This is a genomic window from Spirosoma pomorum (assembly GCF_054776615.1).
Genome location: NZ_BAAHBP010000043.1, coordinates 1 through 24,605, shown reverse-complemented (window position 1 = coordinate 24,605; position 24,605 = coordinate 1). Strand labels below are relative to the sequence as shown.

The 24,605-nt window shown below is 41.4% G+C and carries 16 protein-coding genes and 1 pseudogene; 10 read left to right on the top strand and 7 right to left on the bottom strand.

Annotated features, from left to right (window positions below; all coding sequences use genetic code 11):
* Positions 1–68: 68 nt before the first annotated feature.
* Both ACYVAD_RS26120 and ACYVAD_RS26115 read right to left on the bottom strand, forming a co-directional pair.
* Positions 69–1,334: a sensor histidine kinase gene (locus ACYVAD_RS26120; protein WP_461142505.1), complete on the bottom strand. Its 1,266-nt coding sequence runs from the start codon at positions 1,332–1,334 to the stop codon at positions 69–71.
* A complete protein-coding gene (locus ACYVAD_RS26115; RefSeq protein WP_461142504.1) occupies positions 1,331–2,011 on the bottom strand; it encodes a response regulator transcription factor in 681 nt (226 codons plus the stop codon). The genes ACYVAD_RS26120 and ACYVAD_RS26115 overlap by 4 nt, the downstream gene beginning before the upstream one ends.
* A gap of 314 nt (positions 2,012–2,325) precedes the next feature.
* On the opposite strand from ACYVAD_RS26115, the gene ACYVAD_RS26110 reads away from it, so the two are divergent.
* Together ACYVAD_RS26110 and ACYVAD_RS26105 are read left to right on the top strand one after the other, a co-directional pair.
* Entirely contained in the window at positions 2,326–2,739 is a 414-nt protein-coding gene (locus ACYVAD_RS26110; RefSeq protein ID WP_461142503.1) for an EamA family transporter, read from the top strand.
* 135 nt (positions 2,740–2,874) lie between these two features.
* Complete coding sequence (locus ACYVAD_RS26105) at positions 2,875–3,903, top strand: sulfite exporter TauE/SafE family protein (protein ID WP_461142502.1); 1,029 nt, start codon at positions 2,875–2,877, stop codon at positions 3,901–3,903.
* Positions 3,904–3,999: 96 nt separating this feature from the next.
* Here the strand turns inward: ACYVAD_RS26105 and ACYVAD_RS26100 are convergent, their stop codons facing one another.
* Entirely contained in the window at positions 4,000–6,201 is a 2,202-nt protein-coding gene (locus ACYVAD_RS26100) for a TonB-dependent receptor (RefSeq protein WP_461142501.1), read from the bottom strand.
* A gap of 430 nt (positions 6,202–6,631) precedes the next feature.
* Between ACYVAD_RS26100 and ACYVAD_RS26095 the strand changes: the two genes are divergently transcribed.
* From ACYVAD_RS26095 to ACYVAD_RS26080, 4 genes are all read left to right on the top strand, one after another.
* On the top strand, positions 6,632–7,579 hold the full coding sequence (locus ACYVAD_RS26095) for a polysaccharide deacetylase family protein (protein ID WP_461142500.1): 948 nt from the start codon (positions 6,632–6,634) through the stop codon (positions 7,577–7,579).
* A gap of 655 nt (positions 7,580–8,234) precedes the next feature.
* Positions 8,235–8,858 carry a hypothetical protein gene (locus ACYVAD_RS26090; protein WP_461142499.1) on the top strand — a complete coding sequence of 208 codons (624 nt, stop codon included), beginning with the start codon at positions 8,235–8,237 and terminating at the stop codon, positions 8,856–8,858.
* A 417-nt stretch (positions 8,859–9,275) separates the two neighbouring features.
* Entirely contained in the window at positions 9,276–10,445 is a 1,170-nt protein-coding gene (locus ACYVAD_RS26085) for a TlpA family protein disulfide reductase (protein WP_461142498.1), read from the top strand.
* Between the two features lie 353 nt (positions 10,446–10,798).
* A complete protein-coding gene (locus ACYVAD_RS26080; RefSeq protein WP_461142497.1) occupies positions 10,799–11,254 on the top strand; it encodes a nuclear transport factor 2 family protein in 456 nt (151 codons plus the stop codon).
* A gap of 187 nt (positions 11,255–11,441) precedes the next feature.
* Here the strand turns inward: ACYVAD_RS26080 and ACYVAD_RS26075 are convergent, their stop codons facing one another.
* A complete protein-coding gene (locus ACYVAD_RS26075; protein ID WP_461142496.1) occupies positions 11,442–12,062 on the bottom strand; it encodes a DUF1579 family protein in 621 nt (206 codons plus the stop codon).
* A gap of 700 nt (positions 12,063–12,762) precedes the next feature.
* Here ACYVAD_RS26075 and ACYVAD_RS26070 point away from each other — a divergent pair.
* On the top strand, positions 12,763–14,004 hold the full coding sequence (locus ACYVAD_RS26070; protein WP_461142495.1) for a phage integrase SAM-like domain-containing protein: 1,242 nt from the start codon (positions 12,763–12,765) through the stop codon (positions 14,002–14,004).
* Between the two features lie 424 nt (positions 14,005–14,428).
* The gene (locus ACYVAD_RS26065) at positions 14,429–15,214 is read left to right on the top strand and encodes a hypothetical protein (RefSeq protein ID WP_461142494.1); all 786 of its coding nucleotides are present in this window, start codon (positions 14,429–14,431) and stop codon (positions 15,212–15,214) included.
* A gap of 261 nt (positions 15,215–15,475) precedes the next feature.
* On the opposite strand, the gene ACYVAD_RS26060 is transcribed toward ACYVAD_RS26065, so the two are convergent.
* The 3 genes and pseudogenes from ACYVAD_RS26060 to ACYVAD_RS26050 all read right to left on the bottom strand — a co-directional run bounded on the left by ACYVAD_RS26060 (position 15,476) and on the right by ACYVAD_RS26050 (position 22,070).
* Positions 15,476–19,138, bottom strand: coding sequence for a tetratricopeptide repeat protein (locus ACYVAD_RS26060; RefSeq protein WP_461142493.1), 3,663 nt, complete (start codon positions 19,136–19,138; stop codon positions 15,476–15,478).
* A gap of 10 nt (positions 19,139–19,148) precedes the next feature.
* Positions 19,149–20,306, bottom strand: coding sequence for an ATP-binding protein (locus tag ACYVAD_RS26055; RefSeq protein ID WP_461142492.1), 1,158 nt, complete (start codon positions 20,304–20,306; stop codon positions 19,149–19,151).
* A 644-nt stretch (positions 20,307–20,950) separates the two neighbouring features.
* Positions 20,951–22,070: pseudogene (locus tag ACYVAD_RS26050) on the bottom strand (IS3 family transposase).
* Between the two features lie 384 nt (positions 22,071–22,454).
* Between ACYVAD_RS26050 and ACYVAD_RS26045 the strand changes: the two are divergent.
* Positions 22,455–22,838, top strand: a complete 384-nt coding sequence (locus ACYVAD_RS26045; RefSeq protein ID WP_461142491.1) for a helix-turn-helix domain-containing protein — start codon at positions 22,455–22,457, stop codon at positions 22,836–22,838.
* Positions 22,831–24,567 (top strand): BT4734/BF3469 family protein, encoded by a 1,737-nt coding sequence (locus ACYVAD_RS26040; protein ID WP_461142490.1) that lies wholly within the window; start codon positions 22,831–22,833, stop codon positions 24,565–24,567. Before ACYVAD_RS26045 ends, ACYVAD_RS26040 begins: the two co-directional genes overlap by 8 nt.
* The last annotated feature ends 38 nt before the right edge of the window (positions 24,568–24,605 follow it).

Here is a 24,605-nt window from a genome sequence, read left to right as displayed (position 1 = left end):
TTAGCCAACATTCAGATTATGTTACAACGTGGTCAGGCTCAGCACCAAACATAATTCCCCAACACGTTCTAAAGATCGACCTGGAGCACGTGGCGACGCATCCCGGATACATAAGTATAATGAACCCGCATGCCATACTGATCAGCGATCTCTCGCACCAAAGCCAGACCCAGTCCGGTGGACTGGGTCTGGCTTTGGTTGCGAACAAACCGACCGAAAATCTGGTCTTCCGGAAAAGGCAAAGGATCCCCTTCGTTGGTAACCACAAATTGGGTAGAACTAACCTGAAAAAAAACAGGACTATTGGCGTCCCCGTGCCGAAAGGCGTTTTTGATCAAATTAGAAAAGAGTACCTCCGCCAGTTGCCGATTTATCAATCGATATGTCTTCTCATGAATAACACGGGTAATGGTAATGCCCCGGTGGGCCCCAAAATCGGTGTAATTGTCTATTAACTGAGTGACTAGTTCACCGATGTTCACCGATTCATTCTGGGCAAACTGGTGATTGTCGATTTTTGCCAGCAGCAATAAGGACTGATTCATGGCCGAAAGTCGCCTGATTTCCTGCTGCGCGCGTTGAATTCGATCTAGGTCGGCTTCCTCTAGCCGCTCCGACTGTTGAAGCAGATCTAACTCAAAGGATAATACGCTCAACGGTGTCTGCATCTCATGCGATGCATGATCAGTAAATTGCTTTTGCTGAACGTATTGATGGCGACTTCGGCGACTCATCTCCTCGAGCGACTGACTCAGCAGCGTAAACTCCTCTACGTTACTGACGGGGAATGTAGCGTCATCGGGCCCATCAATCCGGTATTGATGTAACTGATCGATGATGCCGTAAAAGGGGTGCCAGATCCGGCGGGTTACCAGTATGTCGGCAATAATTAGCAGCAGTACGAAAACCAGAAAACAAACGATAACACCAACCGACAAGGCATTGGCAATTTCATCAAACTCCAGATACGATTGTTTAAGAGTAATCTCGTAATTCCGGTTTCTGAACGTATACGTTGTCCGGAGTATTCGGATATGTTCTGGCTCTTTTTCGCCTGGTAGGAAGGTAGTCGTGTCGAAATAAACGGAAGGTGCTGATAGGGGCAACCTCGTCAGCCTGATCCGCACATTGGGATCCCAGCCCGGTAGGTCGGCGGCATCGGCTGGGTGCTGGCGTAGTTGCTCTTTTACCTGGATGAGTTCACTGGCCAGCAATTCATCAATCTCGTGCCGGATGTAGCGGTGAATAAAGGAATGTAGTAGAAAAACACCCCCGAGCGAAATGGGCAGAGCGGCCAGCAGGAGGTAAAGTGTTGTTTTATGAAGTAGTTTCATTGGCCTGCGGTAAAAATATAACCGGCTCCGTAACGGGTTGTAATGTAATCCGGGCAGCCCGCTTCTAGTAGTTTCCGGCGTAGGTTTCGAACGTGGGTATACAGAAAATCGTGGGAGTCGATCCCATCCATGTAGTCACCCCACACGTGTTCGACGATAGCCGCTTTGGAGAGTAATCGATTCTTGTTGGTGACCAAAAATAACAGTAGTTCGTACTCTTTCCCGGTTAAGTCCACGGGGTGATTGGCGATTAGTACGTGTTTACGGTTCGGCACAATTGTAATCTCCCCGAAACAGAGTTGCGTTTCGCCCTGATGCAGGCGCCGTCGCATCAGCGAGCGGATACGGGCGTTCAATTCCGGCAAGTGAAATGGTTTTGTCAGATAATCATCGGCCCCCAAGTCGAGCCCATTGAGCTTGTCATCCAGCGAATTTTTGGCCGATACAATGATGATGCCGGCCTGCGAATGCGCGGCTTTCAACTCGTTCACGATGGCCAATCCGTTACCATCGGGCAGCGTGATGTCCACAATAACACAATCGTAGACATAATCATGAACCATTTCGGAGGCTTTACGGAGGTTGCTGGCCGTTGATACGTTGTATTGCTCACCCTCCAGATAGTGCCGCATGGCAGCTAACAGCGCGGGTTCGTCTTCAATCAATAAAATTTTCATAAGTAACTCAACGGGTTATTCCCCTAATGTACAGGGTCAAAACTGAATGTATTTTGAAGCTGACGTTTCAGCCCGCCAGACTTCGGATTATCGAACCAGCTACAGATTCTCTTTAGGTTTGCCCATTTAGTTTACATCGTATAAGTCAGGCTCACCCACACCCCTATAAACTAGCTAGGACTTAACGCTTTCCCTCACGGGATATAAACTGATTATTCATGTTCGGTACGTTACGGCTGAAAATGGCGAGGTGAGTCACATCACGGCTACCTGCGCACCCGCTGACATCCTGACTCGTTATTACCTATAAACGTATGTGGTGGATTTACGCTCTATTATCGGCCCTTTTTGCTGCGTTGACAGCCATACTAGCCAAAATCGGCATCAAAGGCGTCAATACGGATCTGGCAACGGCCATTCGTACGGTTGTCATCCTGATTGTGGCCTGGGGGCTTGTATTCTGGCGGGGCGGCATTGAGGCATTGCCCATGCTGTCGAGACAGAACTGGACTTTTCTGCTTTTGTCTGGCGTAGCCACGGGTCTCTCGTGGATATTCTATTTTAAAGCCTTACAACTGGGTAAAGTGTCGCAGGTAGCCCCCGTTGATAAACTGAGTGTAGCCATCGCTATTCTGTTATCGGTGGTTTTTCTGGGTGAAGTGCTAACCTGGAAAGCAGCTATTGGTGCCTTACTGATCATTGGGGGCACACTGGTGCTGATTCTGTGAGTTCGCCAGTTACAACGGCTCGTCAGCATTTGCCTGTTAGTTTGCCTTCTCCTGTTTAATACCGATATTTTTCAGAATGACTACGCACCCGATGATGTCTAACATCGGGCTTTTCTTTACGAACCAATCTAGTTCATGTTCTTATCTGGTTTGTTCCTGTTTGTTTGTGCTCTGTTGGCATTTTCACTTAGTGCGGTTTGTGGCGGTGGAGCTGGTCTTTTACTAATACCCGTATTAGGATCCCTGCTACCGGGGGCTCAGGTTCCGGCAGCGCTGTCGATTGGTACGTTATCCAGCTCTGTTTCCCGGATCATCGCCTTCTGGTCCTGTATCCGCTGGAACGTAGTCGTTTGGTTTGTTCCGCCCGCCCTACCGGCGGTTTGGCTGGGTGCTAAGCTACTAACCTATGTCAACCCGCTCTATCTGGAGTTGTTGATGGGCTTATTTTTAATGGCCAACCTACCGTTAATTTTTCGCTCTAGCAAAGAACGGGAAGACATCAATCCGCTCCCCAACAGCTACCTGGCCCTGATTGGCTTAAGCGCGGGGTTTGTGTCGGGCCTGACGGGCGCCGTGGGCCTGCTATTTAACCGATTTTATTTACGTTATGGGATGACAAAAGAAGAGATTGTGGCTACCCGGGCGGCTAACGAAGTCATGCTACACACGGTGAAACTGGTCTTGTACGCTTCATTTGGGTTATTGACTGACCAGGCGTTCACGCTAGGGGCGGTGATTGCCGTAGCAGCCATGTTCTCTTCCTGGGGTATGAAGTGGGTACTACCTCGCCTAAGCGAACGTCTTTTCCGACGGGTGGGCTATACGGCCATGGTTGTTTCAGGACTGAGTTTATTTACGGAAGCGGCTGGTCAGGTCGTGACGAGATCGTCGGTGGCTATTGCCTATTCTCCGCTTGCCAACGGCATGACCACACAACTTCAGTGGCGAAATAAACTTTTTTCGCTCGAATTTGAATATGATGAAGGCTTTGAATTTGAACATACTATCCCGTTCCAGGAACTTCCTAAAAACAAGCAAGTTGACGTAGCCAGGATCAGTCGCGGGGCTGATAAAGTTGTCCTGGAGGAAGTATTTGGCATTGGGAAACATACCTACGAAGCCTACGTCTTCCGGAAAGGGAAACTGGAAAAATTTGCTATGTAGTATTTCTGCTTTCTTCCTCACAAGGGTACAGTAGACGAAACGGGCTCCTGAAGATCATCGCTTCAGGAGCCCGTTTCGTCTACTGTACCCTTGTGCTTACAGCGTGAATTTCAGTGCCAGATTCACGATTCGCCCCTCCAGTGGTGCCCAGACAGGCCGGAACGTAGGTTGCCCGGTTGGGTTGGCACCGAGTACAACCGTTTCGTAATTCGCCTGTTTTACATTGAAAATGTTCTCCCCATTGAGTACCAACCGCCAGTGGTCGTTGTAATGGTATTCAGCTGCTGCGGCAAAGAAGGTATAGTTGGGTACTTTCTGATTGTTGTAGAGATACTGCGTACCTACGTAGCTGGCTTCGACCCCAAACCGGAAATGCTCATTTTCCCAGGCCAGTGTGGTAGAGAACTTGTCCTGGGGAGCTAGAGGTAGGTACGTATTATCAGTAGGTCCGTTGCGCCGGGCGAGCGTATGGTTATAACCAACATACAACTCATACGCGCTGTATTCGAGTCGAACGTAAGTGTCGGTTCCCACGCTGAACAGATTGTAAGGCGCATTGATCAGCTGCGTGTAGGCTCCCAGGTTGCTCGACAGACTGGCAAACGCAGACACTACGGGTGAGTTGACAACGGTGTAATAAAGCGCCTGATCGACCTGCACTGAGAAACCACTCGGAAAGGTTTTGGCATACGCAATATCGATGTTAGTGCCAACCGACCGTTCGGCTTTTACGTTCGCTACGTCAATTGGTAGCAACCTTGGTAATAGCAAACTCACATTCAGTGCGCCGGGCGTTTGGTTGACAAATAGGTTCGGGGTTTTGTAACCCGTTCCCACGCTTAGCCGTACTGTCCAGGGATCAGACGGTTTGAGTTTTATGGATAGACGGGGCAGCAGAAAACTACCAAACGTATTGTGGTGATCAACTCGCAGACCCGCCTGGATCGCAACCTTTTCGCCGGCCTGCCAATCGTCCTGCACAAACCCGCCCGTCGTCATATAGGTGTAATCCACAAGCCGGGTACTGTCAGGGTTCTTACGGAAGGCTTCGACCGTCAGGTTTGCGCCCACGATGAGTTGGTGTTTACCGAAGCGGATCAGATCATTCGCTTCCAGATAAATGGATGATTGACGACCGTCGGATAGTTTCTGATAATCCGTGTTCTGCCGGTGGAAGGTACTAATTGCGCCTTTGAGGGTCAGCAAATTGGTTTCCGAGGTGTTGTGGCTGGCGTTGATATCAATGGTGTGGCGTTGCAGGTCGGTTATGTTTTTATACGAATTAGGCTCCGCCCCCTCAAGAGCAGGCAAATAACCACCCGTCCGATGTTCGGTCGTGAAAGCATACCCAATATCCAGCTTGGTGTTATGGCCTGGGTTCCAGAAAAACTTGGGGTGAAAATTAAACTGCTTGATGCCGGGACTATCCGTAAACCCGTCGCCCGTCACGTCCACAGCCTTCTGATCCGTATACCCCGAGAAAAGCGTCAGACCCGCCTTCCCATAGCGCTGCGAATAATACGCATTCAGGTTCGTTTCATTCAGATTAGACCGGTTCAGTAGCGCCGTAAATTCGGGAGTATCCGAGGTGGGTGATTTAGAGACGATATTGATCATCCCGCCAATAGCCCCTCCGCCATAGAGTGTTGACACGGAGCCTTTCACTACTTCGATCTGCTTCAAATCCAGTGGTGGAATCTGTAAAACGCCCAGATTTCCTGAAAACCCTTCATAAAGCGGTAAGCCGTCCCGCAAAATCTGGGTGTATTTCGGATCGAGTCCCTGCATGCGAATGGCTTGGTTACCGTTCACGGCTGACGTCCGCTGCACATGAATGATGGAAATATCGCCCAGGATACTACTGATATTGCCTGGTACAACCGCACTTTCTTCATTCATATCTTCCTGGCCCAGCACCTCCACTTTAATGGGTAAATCCTCGATGCGTGAGTTGGTCCGAGTGGACGTCACGGTCACTTCGTCCAATGTTTCATTCTGACTCTGGAGCCTGAAAACGAGTGTATCGCTACCGGGTGTAAGGGGAAACGATTCGGTTGCATACCCAACAGCAGTGACGATTAGCGCCGTTACGCTGACGGGTATAGCGGGCATAGTGGCTATCCCGTTAACGTCAGTTACAGCACCTACAACTGGCTTCACCGAGGAGGGTGTCCGAATGGTTGCTCCGATAATGGGTTGGTGCGTAGTACCATCGTCAATCCGAATCAGGCGATTGGACTGACCAAAGACCGCTGATATGACGAAAAAGAGTAGGCCAAAAAGAATAAGTCGTTTCATTAGCGGCAAGATTTACCCACAAGTTTCGTCGTCAAATATGAAGCAAATCTGAAGTGGTCCTTTTTGCATTGACAAGTTCGACTCCGAATAAATAGTCCCAGTTGGCCTGTTGATGAGAATAGGTCAGCGACATTGCCTATCGGTTGCCAAGGTGTTTCCTTGAGACTAGTTCCCATCGATTGGACTCTGGTATGGTCTAGATTGGGCAACGGTATATATCAGCATAGGCCGGGGTAGAGAATACTAACTCAATAAACGCCTGAACAACTGATTACAAAATCTCTTATATTCTCAAGCAGGAGCCTTTCGTGAGAAGTTATATAACTCCTTTGAAAACAGACAAATTGCTGCTTTTTGCTAGTATTGAAGCTTGACTAGTTGACCCGTTTCTATAAACTGCCTTTCTTCGAAACGGTAGAACGGCATCACTATGACAAAACCCTTTATACTCCTACTTCTAGCAACGGCTTGCGGCCTAAGAAATCCGGTTGATCTAACGTTGCAGCCTCAACCGACTCAAGCCCTCAAGCCCAAGATATCTTTTACCTTTGATGACGGCTCAATCGATGATTTTGGCCAATACAAGCTCGAAAGATGGAATCAACTGCTGCTGGACCATCTGACAAAAAACAAGCTCAAGGCAATCTTATTTTCGGCGGGTGTCAACAAGTCTGGCCCTAAAGGGAAATACGTGCTAAACTCTTGGAACAAGGCGGGGCATCTAATCGCCAATCATACCTTCTCACATATTAACTTTTCGGATAAGCAGGTCTGTCTGGATGATTTCAAACTTGAACTAATAAAGAATGACCGCATCATTAAGGGGTATACCAATTACGCCCCTTACTTTCGATTTCCCTACCTCAAGGAAGGCGATACGAAAGAAAAAGTGGACGGGTTTAGAGCCTTTATGAAGCAGAAAGGCTATAGAAACGGTCATGTTACCATCGACGCTTCCGATTGGTACATTGACGCTCGCTTGCGCGAGCGTCTAACAGAAAACCCCCACGCGAATCTAAGCGGCTACAGAACTTATTATAAGAATCACTTATTGAACCGGGCTCTTTACTATGATTCGTTGGCCTATCAGCTAACCAAACGGCGCATCAACCACGTGCTGCTACTGCATCATAATTTGGCCGCTGCCCTTTTCCTTGACGATTTGATCAAGCATTTTACTGCCAACGGTTGGGAAGTTATCGATGCCGATCAAGCCTATACAGACCAGATCTATACCGCGGTACCCACCCCGATTCCAGCCGGCGAGAGCTTGACTTGGGCTTTAGCCAAAGAATCAGGCCGGTTTGAGTCGGTGTTGCGCTACCCCGCCGAGGACGGCGAGTATGAAAAACCATTAATGGACAAATTAGGGCTTTGACCTAAAACGCCCGGATTGAGAACCCGGTAATTCCTCTGTCTCGGCTGGGAGCCTTTAACGAGGTATCTAGCACATGAAGGCTTATCGTTATATTTTTTGTCAATTGTGGTCGGCAGTGATTGATTCCTATCAAGCCAGCTATACGGTCCATGAACAAAGACCGGCACGTACGCCAAGAAAAATAGACTTCCCCCCCTAGAGTGCTGCTAGTTGGGTACCTGACAGTATCGATCGCACCTGACTAGGCCCACAAACCGCTTTTTTCAATTACAGTAACCGGGCTTAGTCCTTAGAAGGCTAAGCCGAAACAGAGAATGGCTACCTCCTTTTTCAACCCGCCCTGTAAGGTGGCTAAGAGGGTAGACTACCGCCCATTTCCAGACGAATTCATCTTCGACTAACTAGTACGATGCATTTCCTCAAACTTATACCTGCTAGTTCAACGCGCATCATTACGCAGTTGGCGCTGGGTTAACACACGCAACTGATAGAGCTGATATTAAAGAAAGTTAATGTTGCCGAGCTGTCAAAACTGGTAATATTGTCAACCGGTATGAAGCCCTCAGGCTGGCAATGGCAGAACAGGCAACGGCAGTAAAAAATAGCGGATGTCAGTTTGTTGGTGACAGGCCATAACGGACACCCAAATTTCGTAATGAAAATATCCCTTTTTGTTCTACTTAGTGCCATTAGCCTGTGCAGGGCCTACGCCCAGTCAACGGCAGACTCAGCAGTCAACCGAGCTAATAGTCTAAAAATTAACCCACTGAGTCTTATTGTCGGCGATGTATCTGTGTTTTATGAACGGATGCTGACCAAACGTGCATCGCTGGTGGGTGGGGTGGGCTTCGGTTCGGCAACGTTTGAATATCACAACGCCAACAACCCCTTGTCGAGATTATTTCACTACAAGCGGGTTACATTGGAATACCGGCACTATTTCCCTCGGCGTGCTTTTTCCCCCACTGGCTTTTATGCAGGCGTATACGGTCGCTATTCCGGGCTCACGCTCGACGACTATCAGTTCGACAATCAGGGGACTATCATTCGAGACCCGAGCGGTAAGTTAGTCAGGGCTATCCAGCAGCTTTACGTCTGGATGCCCGGCGCTATGGCTGGTGTACAGACAAGTACACCGCGAGTAGTGGTCGATTTGTTTCTGGGACTTCACTATCAACTACCGTCCAGCAGTCCCCCTCTCAAGGCAATCCTGCCCGAACAGATGAGCCGGAAAGGGTTTACTCCCCGCTTTGGACTGACCTTGGGCTATCGGTTTTGATGATGAGATCGTGTAGAGTCTGACACTCCGCCCACGTATAAGATTTTTTACTCACCAGTATGGTAATCGGCTAACTGGGTTGAATCAACCGATAAAAGAGAACATTGGATGCGATTAAAAAAAAGGACACAAATCACGGGCCGCCGTTGCGACCGTCCGCGGCTGCGGTCCCGACTTGAAGGGTCGCATCTAAAACAAATGCCCCATTTCAGGATGCATATACATAGCCAATATTCGTGCGTCTCCCTTTGGGAAGCCTATTCTGAGACGAATGTATAAACCTGGGCATTATAGCAGAACCCAGGCGGAAGTAGACCACCTAGTACAATCAAAAAAAATTCACTAAGCGAGTGTGGAAAGCAACCACAATAAGAATCTACTTTACTAAGGCACCTACTCTACACATTCAACACCCGTATGAAGCTACAAGCTACCCTAGTCACTAGTATCGTGCTAGCCATACTAAGTATTGTCTTCCTATGGGCTTGCCACAATCAGCTAGCTCAACAAGCTGCCCAGATTACAGTAGATTTGAAGAGTAACCATTCCTTTTTGGAAGGAAAGATGATTTATCTGGGGAATGCTGATACCAGAGATTTCATCGACTCTGCTAGGGTTAAAAATGGGAAGGTTAAACTAGCCCTGCCTGATCAATCAACTAAAGACCCCGTCTGGGTCGCTCTCATTTATAAATCCAACGAGTCCAATCAATCCCCTTTTAGTCTACTTGGTTACACAAATCCATTTAAAAAGAACGTCACAGAATCTTACTTTTATGCGGAGTCTGGTACCACTCAGTTAGAGTTAGACACGAGCCCTACAGCCATTAAGTACGTTGCCAAACTACGTCGTAGATGGAACAAGAGGTCAATCTTGCTTCGGTTTACGCAAATGCGGCCCCAAACCAAGGTAGCTTTCCTGCATCTGTCATTCAGACCAAGTGAACAGAATCGCCCCAATCAAGAAGATAAGAACGCACAACTAATCCAAAAATATCCTTTTTCGTTTAGTCTGTTAGGTGAGTTATATCGTAGCCGAGGAACGCTCAGTGATACTGAGCTGACTCATTTACTAACTCTCTTTGATGGGTCTTTACAAGAAACGGAAACTTACAAGAGCCTAGTTGCCTATGCGAAGTACCAGAACCAAACAGGCAATAGTTTTCCCCGATCGGTTTCTTTTCTAACACCAAACAACCAATTAACTTCTTCCGTGCTGTCGCCGACCAAATATACCTTGGTGGTATTCTGGGCTAGCTGGTGTGGTCCTTGTCGGCGTGAGATCCCCCAACTTAAATCGCTTTACTCGAAGCAAAACCAACAATTGAGTATTGTTAGTCTTTCACTTGATGAACAGCAGCCAAGATGGCACAGGGCTTTACAGGAGGAAAAAATGTTCTGGCCCCAATTATTAGTCCATCAACCGAACTCGCTGATGCAACTAGACAAAAAGTATGACTTGAAGAGCATCCCGGTTTGGCTCCTTTTCAGTCCAGATCACAAGCTGATTGCGCGCAACGTGGGCCAAGGCGATGGCGTCAACAGTGTTGACTACCAGATAACCCAGCTGCTCGAAAAGGAGCAGTAATAGTCACAACGCTGCGTAAGAAATCATTTTAGGGTATATCCTAGGTTGATTAATCAGTTTAAAGAAACGCCACAATTAAGAAGCAGAAGTATAAACGTGTCGTCTCGAATTGGAACGTTTTTAAGAGATCAACAAAAGTGTAGGTAGCCTGACGTGCCCTACTTTAAACAAGCTAACTACCCTTTAAAACATAGTTGACTTTCATTTTACCGTTTACTAAGGCAATTCCATAAGCTGGTACTTCACCTACCATATTTAGGTAAATGAATGCCCAAACCGCTGTTCAGTTAGACCCTATTCATTTGTAAGGAATTAGCCCGCTGACCGCTTTACGCTTTTATTAAACGTCATCCATGCTTAAATACTTATTTCTTTATGGGTTTCTGTTGATGGGTTTAGTCAGTCAAGCTCAGTCTACAGCCAACATTGAAAAAATCATCCAAGACTTAGAGCAGATTGGCGTTAAAGGCATTTTAACCGCCGATACCAGCTTACTGACCCAAATTTGGGCCCCTGAATTTATGGTCACTACGCCCCGCAATACCATTGCCCAGAATCGAGCCGCCGTATTCAAAAATCAGCAGCAGGGCTTAATTGATTACAGTTCCTTTGAGCGAGTCATTGAATCCATGCAGGTACAGGAAAATCTGGTCATTACCATGGGCTATGAGCTGTTTGTGGCTAAACATGACCTGCTGGAAGCAAAGGCCGGTCAACCAACTAAACGCCGGTTTACCAATGTATGGTTGAAGCGAAATGGGCAGTGGAAGCAGATTGGCCGGCATGCCTCGATCATTTGCTCACCATAGGCTACTAAAAAGGGGTATGAAGGGGAGGGAAAGCCACTTTATCTCATCAGGGAGCGATTTTGTGAGACGCGAGCCGAGGACTAATAACAAAACCAACAACCTGACACGCGCCAGATCGATGGCACTCACACGCTTTTTTAACCACCTCCCATCCTGCACATACGGACGATGAATCAGCTCACTAGAGTCACTTAACGGGCACTCGGCTATAAATCAACTCCCGTACCTTCTTACTAGTACTAGTGCCATTTTGCTCCTCGTAATACTCTTCAGTGTAATGAAACTCATCCAGAACGGTCAAAACTTTCCGGTTTTTACGTGTCAAACCCGGTCTTAATTCACTGTCCCAATCGTAGGTAAACGAGTTGGTTTTAGGGTCGTAGCCCCCGCTTTGCTTGGTAATACCGCTACCAATGTGGTTATTGATCGATGTCGTAACAAATTTGTGTGCTACATTAGCATACCCTTCAATTTCCATTCCCTGATAGTTCTCCAGTTTCATCTGTCCTTCAGCGATGGGTATTTGCAATTTACCCCCCGTAATCTCCACTACACAAAAGCGGCCTTCGTAAATGAGCTTCCGAACAATAGTGCCTTTGACAAAGGGTAAGTTCTTGTCTTGAAAAGCCCAGGTGCCGACAAGCCTCGCCAGAAGAGCATGGTTAGGGCCTGGTCGCGAAAAGTCAAGGAGTTGGGTCATGGCCTCCTGCTGGCTGGCGGTGTTGGCGGGCTTAGGGGGGCTTTGACCTTGGCTAATCAAGGCAGCAGATAGCAAAACCAGTGTTATCAGAAGGCAGGCGTTGTTCATGCATGTTCAGGCTTAGTGAGTTAGCAAAACGATCATGGCTCAAGTTAACCATACAGCCTCGAGGGCGTTGCGTGTTTTGATGAAACGGTATAACTGAAAGGTCTTTTTTACCTGACACCTGACGAACATCTCACGAAACGCCTGTTTCTCCAAGATAGCACGTTCTATCTAAATGTGCTATTTATAAAAGTCGGCTGTAATCTCAGATTGCCATCTCACTCATCAACGTTTCACTTTCATGTTGCTCAATGAGTTAATGATGCATTTCGGACTACGAGTTTCTGCTGGTTAACCTTACAGAGATACTTTGCATGGCTATGAATCATATTATTGATAGTTCTTCCATTCCGGAATTAGCCATAAAGACCACTTTGGAGGCCGAGAAAAAGTCAGGTAAATGGGCGAGTTTGTGGGCGATAAAAACGAAAAAAGGACTTAGTTGAAAACTAAGTCCTTTTTTCTCAGTGCACTCGTAGGGATTCGAACCCCAAACCTCCTGATCCGTAGTCAGGTGCAATACAGAAACGGGTCGAAGCGAATTAAAGATAAAGCTTTAATAGCCTGTTTTATAGGCCTGTTTACGTTAAATGTTTTCGTTCAGATTAGGGTTATTACGGAAATTTGTATGCAAATTTGTATGCAAATAGAGTTGGGTGTTAATTAGGAAATGGCACCCTAATTATAACATAAACCAGCAATCATGAGTGCTACTGCCAATTACTACTTTGACACCCGTCGCCAAAAACATGACGGCACGTATCCGGTCAAACTTCGCATTACCTACCAGCGTCAGCAACGGTATTATCCCACAGAGATAAACCTTACGCCTGACCAGTGGAAAAAGGTAAGCTCGCTCAAGCCCCGCGAAGACTTTATTAAATCTACGAAGGCAACTCTTTCGGCAATCAATCACCGTGCTGAGCGGGTTATTGATACGATGCCTATTTTCACGTTCGAGGAATTTGAAAGCCGCTACGTTTCAACGAGCATCGGCAGTCGCTCAGATAATGCGCTTGAATTAATTGGGCAGTATCAACGACGACTTGATAAGGAGGGGAGAGTAGGTACTGCTAATACCTACAAAGACACACTAACAGCCCTTAAGACCTTTCACAATAGCAAAAAACCTTTATCATTTGGGACTATAACGCCTATTTGGCTAAAAGGCTTTGAGCAATGGATGATAGGACGGGGTCGTTCACTAACGACAGTAGGCATTTATTTGAGAAATCTACGAGCTGTGTACAATCAAGCCATTGAAGAGGGTATTGCTAATCGTGAAGCATATCCTTTCTCTAAACGTCGTTATCAGATACCAACTGGTCGAAACGTTAAGAAAGCACTAACGCTTTCTGATATCGAAAAGATATACAATTATCCTGCTAAGGAGGGTTGCCAGGAAGAACGCTACCGGGACCTGTGGTTGTTCTCCTATCTTTGCAACGGTATGAACCCAAAGGATATTGGGCGATTAACATACGGTCATATCGATGGAAATTACATTCGGTTTGTACGAGCAAAGACCGAACGCACAAAGCGCGATTCATTACCCGTTACTATCCCATTAACGGAGGAAGTGAAAACAATCATTAATAAGTGGGGGCAACGACCAGCTAAGCCAAGTAACTACATATTTCCAGTTTTAAGCCCTGGCCTAACCCCCCAGCAGGAGCTGGCTAAAATTAAGCAATTCGTAAAATCCATGAACCATTATATACGGCTGATTGCCTCATCTGTCGGTGTCGAGAAGGACGTAACTACCTATACGGCCCGCCACTCGTTTGCAACCATACTGAAGCGTTCAGGTGCGTCAGCTGAGTTCATAAGCGAGAGTCTTGGTCATCAAAACGTAGGCACCACTCGTAATTACCTCGACAGCTTTGAAGATGAGGTGAAACTAGAGTATGCTAATGCCTTAATTAGTTTTAAAAATAAAAGTTAGAATAAAAAGATATGCTTAATTTTAAGAGTAAGTCACTAATATTTAGTGACTTACTGTAGGGATGTCTAAAAAAATATAAGAAATTAATCGGAGGTGAAAAATGAAACTAATATATAATACCATTATTAGTAGTAGTAATTTAGAAGGAAGTAACACATAATTCTTTGTTTTGTATATTACAAAGCAACCTTTGTTTGGAATTTCATGATAAAGTTAAGCTTCCTTTCGGCTTTAGCTCGAATATAGAGTTAGCCCATCGTTTAAATTAATAAACAACCTTAAATATAGTAAGCATTATACTTTTGGAGACTTTCATTTATACTCATTAAATGAAAGTCTTCTTGCAGAATTCTAATTGGATGAGGATAAATATTATTCACTTACACAAGTTATTATTAAATTAAAATTTATCATTTAGCACAAGATGAGCGGAGCAGATTTTAATAACAATTTAGCGAAATGGATAGATGAGCTAAACTCAATTGATTTAAGTGTCATTGATGCTTCTTTAGAAAATAAAGTGAATGAGGAGGGACTCATACGAGCTATTAAGTATGATACAAAAACAGAACGTGGTCGTTACTACGATAATTTTATTTTTAAATTAAGTGAAAATGTAATAACACAATTTTCAACTCTGAATAATAACGAAGTTAACACTTTTATTAAACGTTTATTACTAATAAAAGAAAGATGTAAAAAGGCAATTGTAGATACTAAAAAGCATAGAAGAGATTTCGATAAGAATAAGTTTATTTTCAGAAATTTTGAAAATGATTTGTGGTTATGGGTTGTTTTTCCGTATTCTGTTAATAACAAGCCTATAGAAATGTCTAGGAATGAGTATATCTCCAAATATTTATTTACAGACCTATTAGAGGCATTTGATAGTAAGTTAAATACGCTAGATTGGGTAATATTAACCTTAGAGGAGATTCACTTTCCTGACCGTAACAATGGTGTCGCCTCTATAGTGAAAAATATATCAAGGACAATCTCACTCTTAGAATCTGATCAAAAATTGCTATTCGATGAGCTTTCTTTTTGTATATCAGAAAATCAACATGAGTTATTTAAGCAGGCTCTGGAAGGTAAAAACATAATAGAACCAATAACTCTTGATTGTACGGAATCGCAAACAAAATTATCAAAGGCCTTTGCCAAGGTTCTAGTTTCTTCACAAATAAAACCTAAAGCTTGTAGTGAGTAGCTATGTAAATATTTTAGGCGAAGTGAACCAAAACGTCAAGATTTGTTCAGCTTTTCAACTATTTATGCAACATTAAAAGGACAAATTAAATGATAACATGTATAATAAAATTGAATAAATTAATTGTAACGACCTAAGTACATTCGAAGTGTCCTTGCATTAATATAGATATAATAAAAATCAATAATATTAGAGAAGATAATTATGGCTTGTTGAGACCCAGTTAATTATTAGGTATATCTAATTTTTCAGTATAGTTTATTAATTATACTCAATTTCTATTTTTTTAATTGTAGCAATGATTTCATCAACAATTTGTTCTAACTCGTTAGGCATACGCAGGAATTCTTGGTGATTTAGTAGCTTTAGCACAGCATAATAGAGAGGTTTGTACTTTTCTAAAACCTGAAAGGCTGAATTCTCAAGATATTCTTGTGTGAATGTAATCTGGCCTTTCGCGCACAATAGTATTAAATAATTTAACAATTCCTTTTTCATTGATCGTATAAATAATTCGTCGTGCAGAAAATTATTTGCTTTTTCTAAAGCTTTGTCACTTTGATTGTTCCAAAGAAGAATTGACGATAATACATACGTTGAATATGTATTATCGTTATTCATTAAAGCGTATTTAAGAGCCGTCTGTTTATCTAATTTATTTTCGAAACACATCCAAGCTAGTAAGCTAGCTGATTCATGATCACCATACTTAATTGCGTTTAGATAGTAATGTTTAGCTTCGTTGTAATTCTTCAGCGAATTGTAGACGTTACCTAACCCCCTTTGAGCTAGAGTATACTCATGATTAATATTAATAGCTTTTATATAATACTCTTTTGCTATAAAGTAATCGTGCAAATTGTTAGCATATAGATCACCTAGTAAGCAGATAGCTTGGTAATCATTAGGATTACTTTCTACTATTTTTTCATAATGATTGATGTCCATTATTTCACCATCAGGATCAACCTCTTTGATGGGTAATCTTTCTAAAATTAGTTCTTCATCAATGATAGATATTATACCATCTATTCTACTAACTCTAGCTGTAGATCTAAACAAAGAGTCCTTAAATGTCATGCAGCAACGCATAATATAGTCATCATTAGTTAAACCTAAATATTCGGGAGGCGCCAAGTTTAGACTGATTTTATCTTTTATTTCCTGACTTATAAATACTCCATCCCACCAAGGAATATCATTAATATCTCTTACAATATGAAACTTTCCGTGCCTACCAGCAACACAATCAAAAAAGAACATGATATAGTTCATTAAATTAGATGGGTTAATACTAAAATCAATACTACTGGTCGAATAAAGAGGAATATTTGTTTTGTTAAGAATAAAGTGATTATAAAGATTACTTAAAATGTAGAATTGAATGTTTTGATCAGTAATTAAATTTAGTCGATATATTTTGTAATTATTATAAAAAGGCAAATTTATCACAGAAACATATACCTTATCTTGGTCTATGAATGGTAAAATATCTTCACCAGACGTTGTGACATTATTCATGTAATCCATGCGAATAGATAATGGTTTACTCACTTCTTGTAATATTTCAAATGCTTTGTTCCAACTTTCTTTATTCTTATAACTAATGAGTTTCAAACAAGATAATTTATACTTAATTAAAGGATAGATATCTGAACTATTAGATTCAGCTCTCAGATAATAATTTAAAGCCTCTGGATAATCTCCTAATTTTTCGTTGACTTCACCTAGATTATATAGTATACCTATGCTATTTGGAAGAAGTTTATTTGCATTTTGATAACACTCCTTTGCCTGATCATAGTCTTTTAATTGAAAATAAACTTTGCCTAAGTTCTCCCATTCAAAAACAGATTCTGAGCCGCCAAACTTAATCGCATTCAAATAGCAATTTTTTGCTTCATTATAATTCTTTACGTTGTAGTAAAGTACTCCTAAGTTTGTCCAAACTATCGTATATTTATCGTCGATTTCAATAGCTCTTAAATAGTAGTCTTCTGCTCTAGAGTAGTTATTTATAGTACAATAGGTTCTGCCAAGACCTTCTAATGCGTCTAAATATTCGTGATCTATTTGAGTTGCTTTTTCGAAATTATATATTGCTTTATCGTATTCTTTAGTGTCATAATATAACTCAGCTAAACTTATCCAAGCTGTTATACAGTCTTTATCAATATCTGTTGCTTTTTGATAGCATTCAATTGCTTTTTCTTTATTTTCTAATTTGATATATAAGAGAGCTAAATTCTCTAATGCGCCAGTATATTCATTATCAATCTCAATAGCTTTTTTATAACACTCTTCAGCTTTGCTATAATTATTAATATAACTATACGAGTTAGCCAATCCATTCCATGCCCTAACCGAGTTATTTTTGTCAATTATTTTTGAAAAATGTTCAATAGCTTTGTCAAATTCATTGACCTCATTGTATAAGTGCCCTAATAGTGACTCAGAAGATCCTCTTTTTGTGTGTATCATTTTAATTGCATCTTCCTTTTCTCCCTTGTAATATTTTTCTTTAGCTTGTTCTAGTTTCTCCTTTTCTGATATCAAAGTTATATTTGAAAATGAAGTATTTTTTTGAGAAACGTAACTTCTTGTTTTACTTATTAACTGATGCTCTGTTTGAAAATCAAGTTTCTCGGTCAATACTAAGGCATTAGTAACTATAGCTGCAATCTCTGGATTAAATAAGCCTAAATCCAAAGCTTTGAAATGCATTGTTGCACTCCTTTTTATTTCATTTCTTGAATACCAGGATGCCAGAAACTTTACAAGCCAAATTACTTTATTGTTATTTCTTGACATGCGCATAAGGTACCATATATTAAAGAAACGTTCTCTTAATTGATAGTAATCTTTTTGACCTTTTTCTACCTTGCTTTCAACTATATAAACTTTTTCTAATTCAGACAGTATTTTTGTGGTTTCTTCCTCTGAAATTTTAGCTTTAGAAGATATTTCATTTATGCGCATTGCATCCCAGTTCAAAGCGATTATGTGTACAATCGGTCTTTGAGTTGGATTCAGATCATCCATGCGGTGTTTGTAAAAGGGAGTTACTCTGTCAAGCAATCTCTCTAGATCATTTAACGTGTTACCGACTAATTGTTCTACGAAAATTTCAAAAAGTAATATAATAGTACGGATTACTCCTCCGGTCAAAAGAAGTAAAGTGTTTAACCTCTCACTCTCTTTAGAAATTATTTCATTTGTTTTTGTTTCTTGAGAGTAGCTCTTACCTAAGTAATTTATTAAATCTTTAGTTTCTTTATAATTCAGTCCTCTTAATGAGACTACTTTAAAAAAATCAAAAAAAGCTTCCTTATAGTTATAAAAGGCTTCTAATGTTATACTACTAGCGCCAATAAAGCGAATGTGTGTACACGTAAGTAATACTTCTCTAAATCTTTGGCCTTCTTTTTCTGAAAATATCTGAAATATTTCGTTTAAGTTGTCAACAAGTAACAATATCTTTTTTTTGTTCTTGGTTAAATATTTTATTAATAAGCTAAAGCTGTATTCTTCATATTTGTCTTCAGTAATTTCTATATTCTCTATTTCATAAATTAATTCAGCGAACTCTATTCTATCAGAAAGATGTCTTGCCACCTCTTCCCACAACTTCGTTAAACTAGTTACTGAGTAGTAAGCCTCTTCTTTTAAAACTATGGGAAGAAGCCACTCGCAGAGATTTTTATTATTTTCTACTTCATATGCTAGCCTTAATAATAAAGTTGTTTTTCCCATACCCCTTTGTCCTTCTATTAAGTAGTGTTGTTCGGGGTACTTCATTTTTGAGTCTTTTATATCATTGAAAATTCGGTTAAAGGTTTTGCCTCTAACTACAAACTGAGAAATTAGGTTTTCTTTACCCTGTTCGTGTGGGTTATAGAGACTAATGTTTAAAGAGTTTTTCATACGTTTATATTTAAATCATGTTCTTTTTCCACCACAACTTAATTATAGGCGATGTGAAGCGTAATTGATTTTCGTCCTTTGATCGATCTATATAGACATAGCCATCATATTCTAAAATTGAAACAATATTTTCTAGACTAACAGGAATGTCATATTCGGACCATATACGATGTACTTCTTCTGCTGTCAGAAAATCATTATTTGACAAAAGGTTTAATATTCTCATTATGAATTTATATTCACCATTATGAAATGCTTTTTTTATATGATTGTGATAGTGTTCAAAATAGGGATCGTTTCTACGATGAGTAATTTTTAGAATTGCCTTATCAACTGAGTCTTTATTTATAATACTTTCGCTGTGGTCATATTCATCGATTAACTCTTGTAGTGATAATTGAATGTGAAATGGTATGAGCCAACCAACTATGTTTAATAAGTGTGATATAGCTTCTGATTCAAAAGGAACATTAGCAGTTTTTAGGATTTCTTCACACAAGAGCTTTGCCTCTAATTGGCTTAGAGGTCCTAACTCTAGAAATGAAAATTCATTTAAAGAATCCATTGATTCTAAACGTGTACAAAGTGATTGTATTCCGATAGAACCTGTGTATATCATACAAATATTATCATTCTTAATTTTTTGCAATTCTCTATTTGCATATAAGAACTTTTTAGCCTCATCCGCACCATGTTCTCTCCATATATTCTCTACGGTTTGAGGAAATTCATCTATCATGATTACCAACCTAATACCATTAGTATTTATGTTCGTGAAAATATTTCTACACTTATCTAAGTAATCTATATCTGTTTGATTAAATTCAATACCGCCTAATTTTAAATCTAATTTGTGAATTTTATTTACTAAAATTTCAATGAAGTCAATTAGCGATTGTGTAACATTTTTGAAATCTTTGGTTGCCTCTAGTAATCTTTTGTAGAAAGCTATTGGTGTACTTACCGCTTGTGTTATAAGAAACTTAAATTCATATCCTTCTTTAGGGTGATCTTCTAAATGGCGTAAAATTGCTGTCTTTCCAACTCGTCTTGGGGCTGATATATATAGAGTGGATTGTCCTTCTAACTTTCTATATACTAACTTTACAAAACTAGGCCTTTGTAAAAAGTCATCACCTCTTGGTGTACTTCCAACAATGTTTCTCATAAATTATATTTGTTTATCTATTTAATTGAACACAACTGGGCTTTTAGATTTAATCTAATTCTTATTTATATTGCTGAGTTAGTATAACTGATAAAGTATGATTCTTCTTACTTGCATTGATAAGTTGTTCAATGTTAAGAGTTCAATGTGTTTTTTTTATAAAGGGTCATATGTGATACTAGTTAATTAATATCACACATCTGGTTTTGTAACCAATCAATGAAATTGATTTAAAAAAATGGACAGATAGTCACCAACAATATGTAATAATATATATTGTTGGTGACTATTATTTAAGATTTTTATCGCGTGATATTTTAAAACATTACGAGCATTAGAACATAAGGGATTGTTAATACTTTAATCGTTTTGAACCAGTTGTGTCCTCATGTTTTCGTTTCTTGAAAGTAACTCGTTAAAAAAAGGTTATATATTTACCATCTACTGTATAGAAGAGAAAATTTAAGCAATTTTATCAATAATATGAGTGATTTGTATGGTCACTAACTACAGCAGTAATAAAACATCATATAAATATAAGTAGTAGACCATCAATCAAAATACTTTGCAACATGTAACCTCCGATGGTGTGCCACGCACTATCCCATTTTTGAAGTTGTGAGGTCCTCCCAAAAGCGTACCGGTCAAAGATTGAGGATCGGACGTCCATTTGTTCCCCTTTCGACGCCTATTCCGACTTCATCTGGCGTCAGTCCACCCAGTGGACTATGAGGTCGAAAGGCATTATAGTCCTGTCGCCAAGCTTCGATTTTTCACGGGCATCTTCCAATGATAAAAACCAGTGAGCGTTCAGGCACTCGTCGCGAAAACTACCGTTGAATGATTCAATAAACGGGTTGTCGGTCGGTTTACCAGGCCTGGAAAAATCCAGCGTTACTCCGTTATCATACGCCCACAAGTCCAGTGCCTTCGAAATAAATTCGCTTCCGTTGTCGACTTGAATCCGTTGGGGTACAGCCAAATCTACAATTTTTCAGTGATTCATCACTGCTACTACGTCTTCTGCTTTTAATGACTGTCCGACGTAAATGGCTATGCACTGACGGCTATAATTATCGACTATAGCTAACGTCCGGATTTTTCGCCTATCAAAAAGCTGGTCAGCCACAAAATCCATGCTCCAGCATTGATGGATACTGGAGAGTTGAGGGCGCTCTAACCGGTGGGCAACGGCTCGATCACGACGGAAACGCTTGCTTCTGAGATGCAATCCCTTCTTCACAATACACCCTATACACCCTTTTGTGGTTGTCACGCCAGCCTTTCCAGCGCAATAGCACATAAATCCGCTGATAACCGTATCGAACCCTCACCTGGGCAATTTATTTGATTCGTTTCCGGATCACGGAGTCATCTCGACGACGATACTTAAACTGCAAGGAGGATTGACGGAACTGAATCACAGCGTAGGCACGACGGGCGGAAACGCGATAGTTTTCCATTAAGCTTGAGGCCAGTTTTCTTCGCTGAACTGGGCTCAAAGCTTTTTTTGAGCACATTCTGAAGCATTTGTTTGTCTAGGCTTAGGTCGGCCACTAGCTGTTTCAACTGACGGTTTTCCTCTTCCAACTGGTGTAATCGGTGCAATTCGGCGACACCCAATCCGCCATACTTCTTCTTCCAATTGTAAAAGGTAGCTTCGCTAATGCCCATTTTGCAACATACTTCAGCTACGTCCACTCCAGTCTCAGATTGTTTGAGAGCAAAAACGATTTGTGCTTCAGTGAACTTCGTTTTCTTCATGACGATTTGTTTGATTTAAGTTAATCCAAACCGCCCGATTTTCTCTACTTTACATTGGAACGCTTTTCTGAGGGAACGTCAGTTATCGCTGGCTTCTAGTCAACACTGTTTCACTATATGAGATAAGGTCGCTATTTTACAATTTTAAAATGTTTCTGTATACTTCTTTCATACCTCTTCTTTACCAGAGTACATAGACATATGTAATGCTGACAGAGTAGACGCTTAAGCAAGCTGTGGACATTTTTATAAATTTAACAAGTATGAGTTGTGTATTTTAAATAAAATTGTACTACTATCATATCACAGCTTAATTAAATAACTTGATCGTCGTAGCTGTGCGGTAGTTGTTTTGCGTCGGCACTAAAACAAACGCCGACGAATATGACAATAGATTTCGAGCAGATACAGAAAGATGTAAATGAGACTCGCTCGTTAGTAGAGGCGTTAGTCTACAATTTTACACAAGTCCAAAATTCAGCACTTCCAATAGAAGAGGTATTGAACACTAACCAAGCTGCTACCTTATTAGACCTCAAAAAATCGACCATTTATGGGCTAGTTTACGAGCGACGTATCCCATATCATCATGTGGGGAATGGGGGCCGATTGTATTTTTTACGTACTGAACTTATAGACTGGATAAAAAATGGTCGTGTTGCAACCTCAAATGAACTCGACGAGCAAGCTAGAAAACAGGTAGCTGCAAGACTCACTCGTCGTAACAATTCAAACGAACGTAAAGGAGGGCGTAAGAACCATGAATAGTGCTTCATGTTTTCTGTTGGATAACGCCGTTGACACTTCACAATCTGCTCTAGTCGATAGTAATCAGGTGCAATTAAGTGTATTCGGTAGTGACAGATTAGATGGTAAGCCTAACGGCTACATCAATACAAAGAAAGCTGTTGAAAAAATTCAAACATCGGGATTTAAACGTCCAGGTAGTTGGAGGAAAGTCAAACTACCTTATGTGTCGATGTTGGTTACATGGAGTGGTAGGTTTCAAAGTGATCGAACTAACGAAAATCTATTAAAACATAGCGGATTGCTGTGCATTGTAATTAATGAGCTGGCTGACGAACGCATAAGCATGTTACGTGAGGCGCTAAAAAAGGATGTATATACACATATCCTTTTCAAAACACCAACAAATGACGGACTTAATGTGGTAATAAAGATTGACTACAAAGAGATAGGTAATCATGAGGAGTATTATTACCAGATTAAGGAGTACCTACAAACCACGTATTCTGTGTCGTTCAATGAGTTAGATGAATCATGTAAATATGTAAATAAGTTGTGCGAATTATCTTACGATTCAAACATTTATTTTAATCCAGATAGTAAGCGTCTATACCTTGAGTTTCCTCGAAAAGTTAGTAGCAAGGAAAGTTTTGATATTGAAAAAGCTTCCGGCTTTTCTTCAGATCCTGAGCAGAAGGTCAAAACTACTGAAGCAGAAAGTAGCGTGTCAAATGTAGATCAACTATTAAAAGCATTGCTGAGTACTGAGAGGCAGATAAAGCAAATTGCTAGCAGAGAGATAGTATTTAGTCCGGCTCTGATCAGTAGGGAAGGAGTGGATATTATTAGACGAGGTACAATAAACGTTATACAAGGTAAGTATGGGCAACACAAAAGCCGATTAGCGGAAACACTGGCAGCTTCGCTAATTGCGAAAACAAGCCAATCGAGTAATTTTTTAGGGTTTACTAGGTCAACCGAAGAAATTTTTTCTGTTTGCTATATTGATACTGAACGGAGTCCTAAAGAAGAATTACCGTACGCTATTCAGGAGATATACCAAAAAGCTGGTTATAACTCTGTTTCAGATAACGTTACTAGTACATTTAGATTTACTTCAATTAAGAGTGTAGCGAGGAAAGAACGTTTGACAGCTGTCGAGTCGTTTGTAAACGAAGCCCGACAATCCACCTGCAATCATTTGGTGGTGTTCCTTGATGTAATAACTGATTGCATTGAAAGTTACAATGATGATCGGCAAGCAATGAAACTGTTTGATATAGTTGGAGCTTTGTGTGAAAACTATGACGCTACCTTCTTCTTGGTCATTCACGAAAATCCTAGTTCGGAAAAGGCCAGGGGGCATGCTGGTACTGAAGCAGCAAATAAAGCTAGTGCGGTTCTTCAAATTGGAACAGAAAACAGTGGTAACGGGAATGGAAAGCCATTAGTTAAACTACGTTACTTAAAACTTCGTGGAGCTGCTAAGCCAGATCCTTTGTACCTGCAATACTGTGATAAAGTAAAAGGTCTGGTTGTAGCACCAATGGATTTTATACCAAAAAATTCAGAGTTGCTTTTACCAAAAAAAATAAGCCAGGTGGAAATAGAGTTTCGTCTAGTACAGATACTATCTAATGGACCAATGCTGAAAGGGATAGTATACGAGCGGCTTACTAATGAGTCTGGTTTTAGTGATAGGACCGTACGAACTAAGATAAGAGCGTGTTTTGAAATCCATAAAGGCTGAGAGTCAGAGCATATTTGTGTCGACCAAGACATACAGCA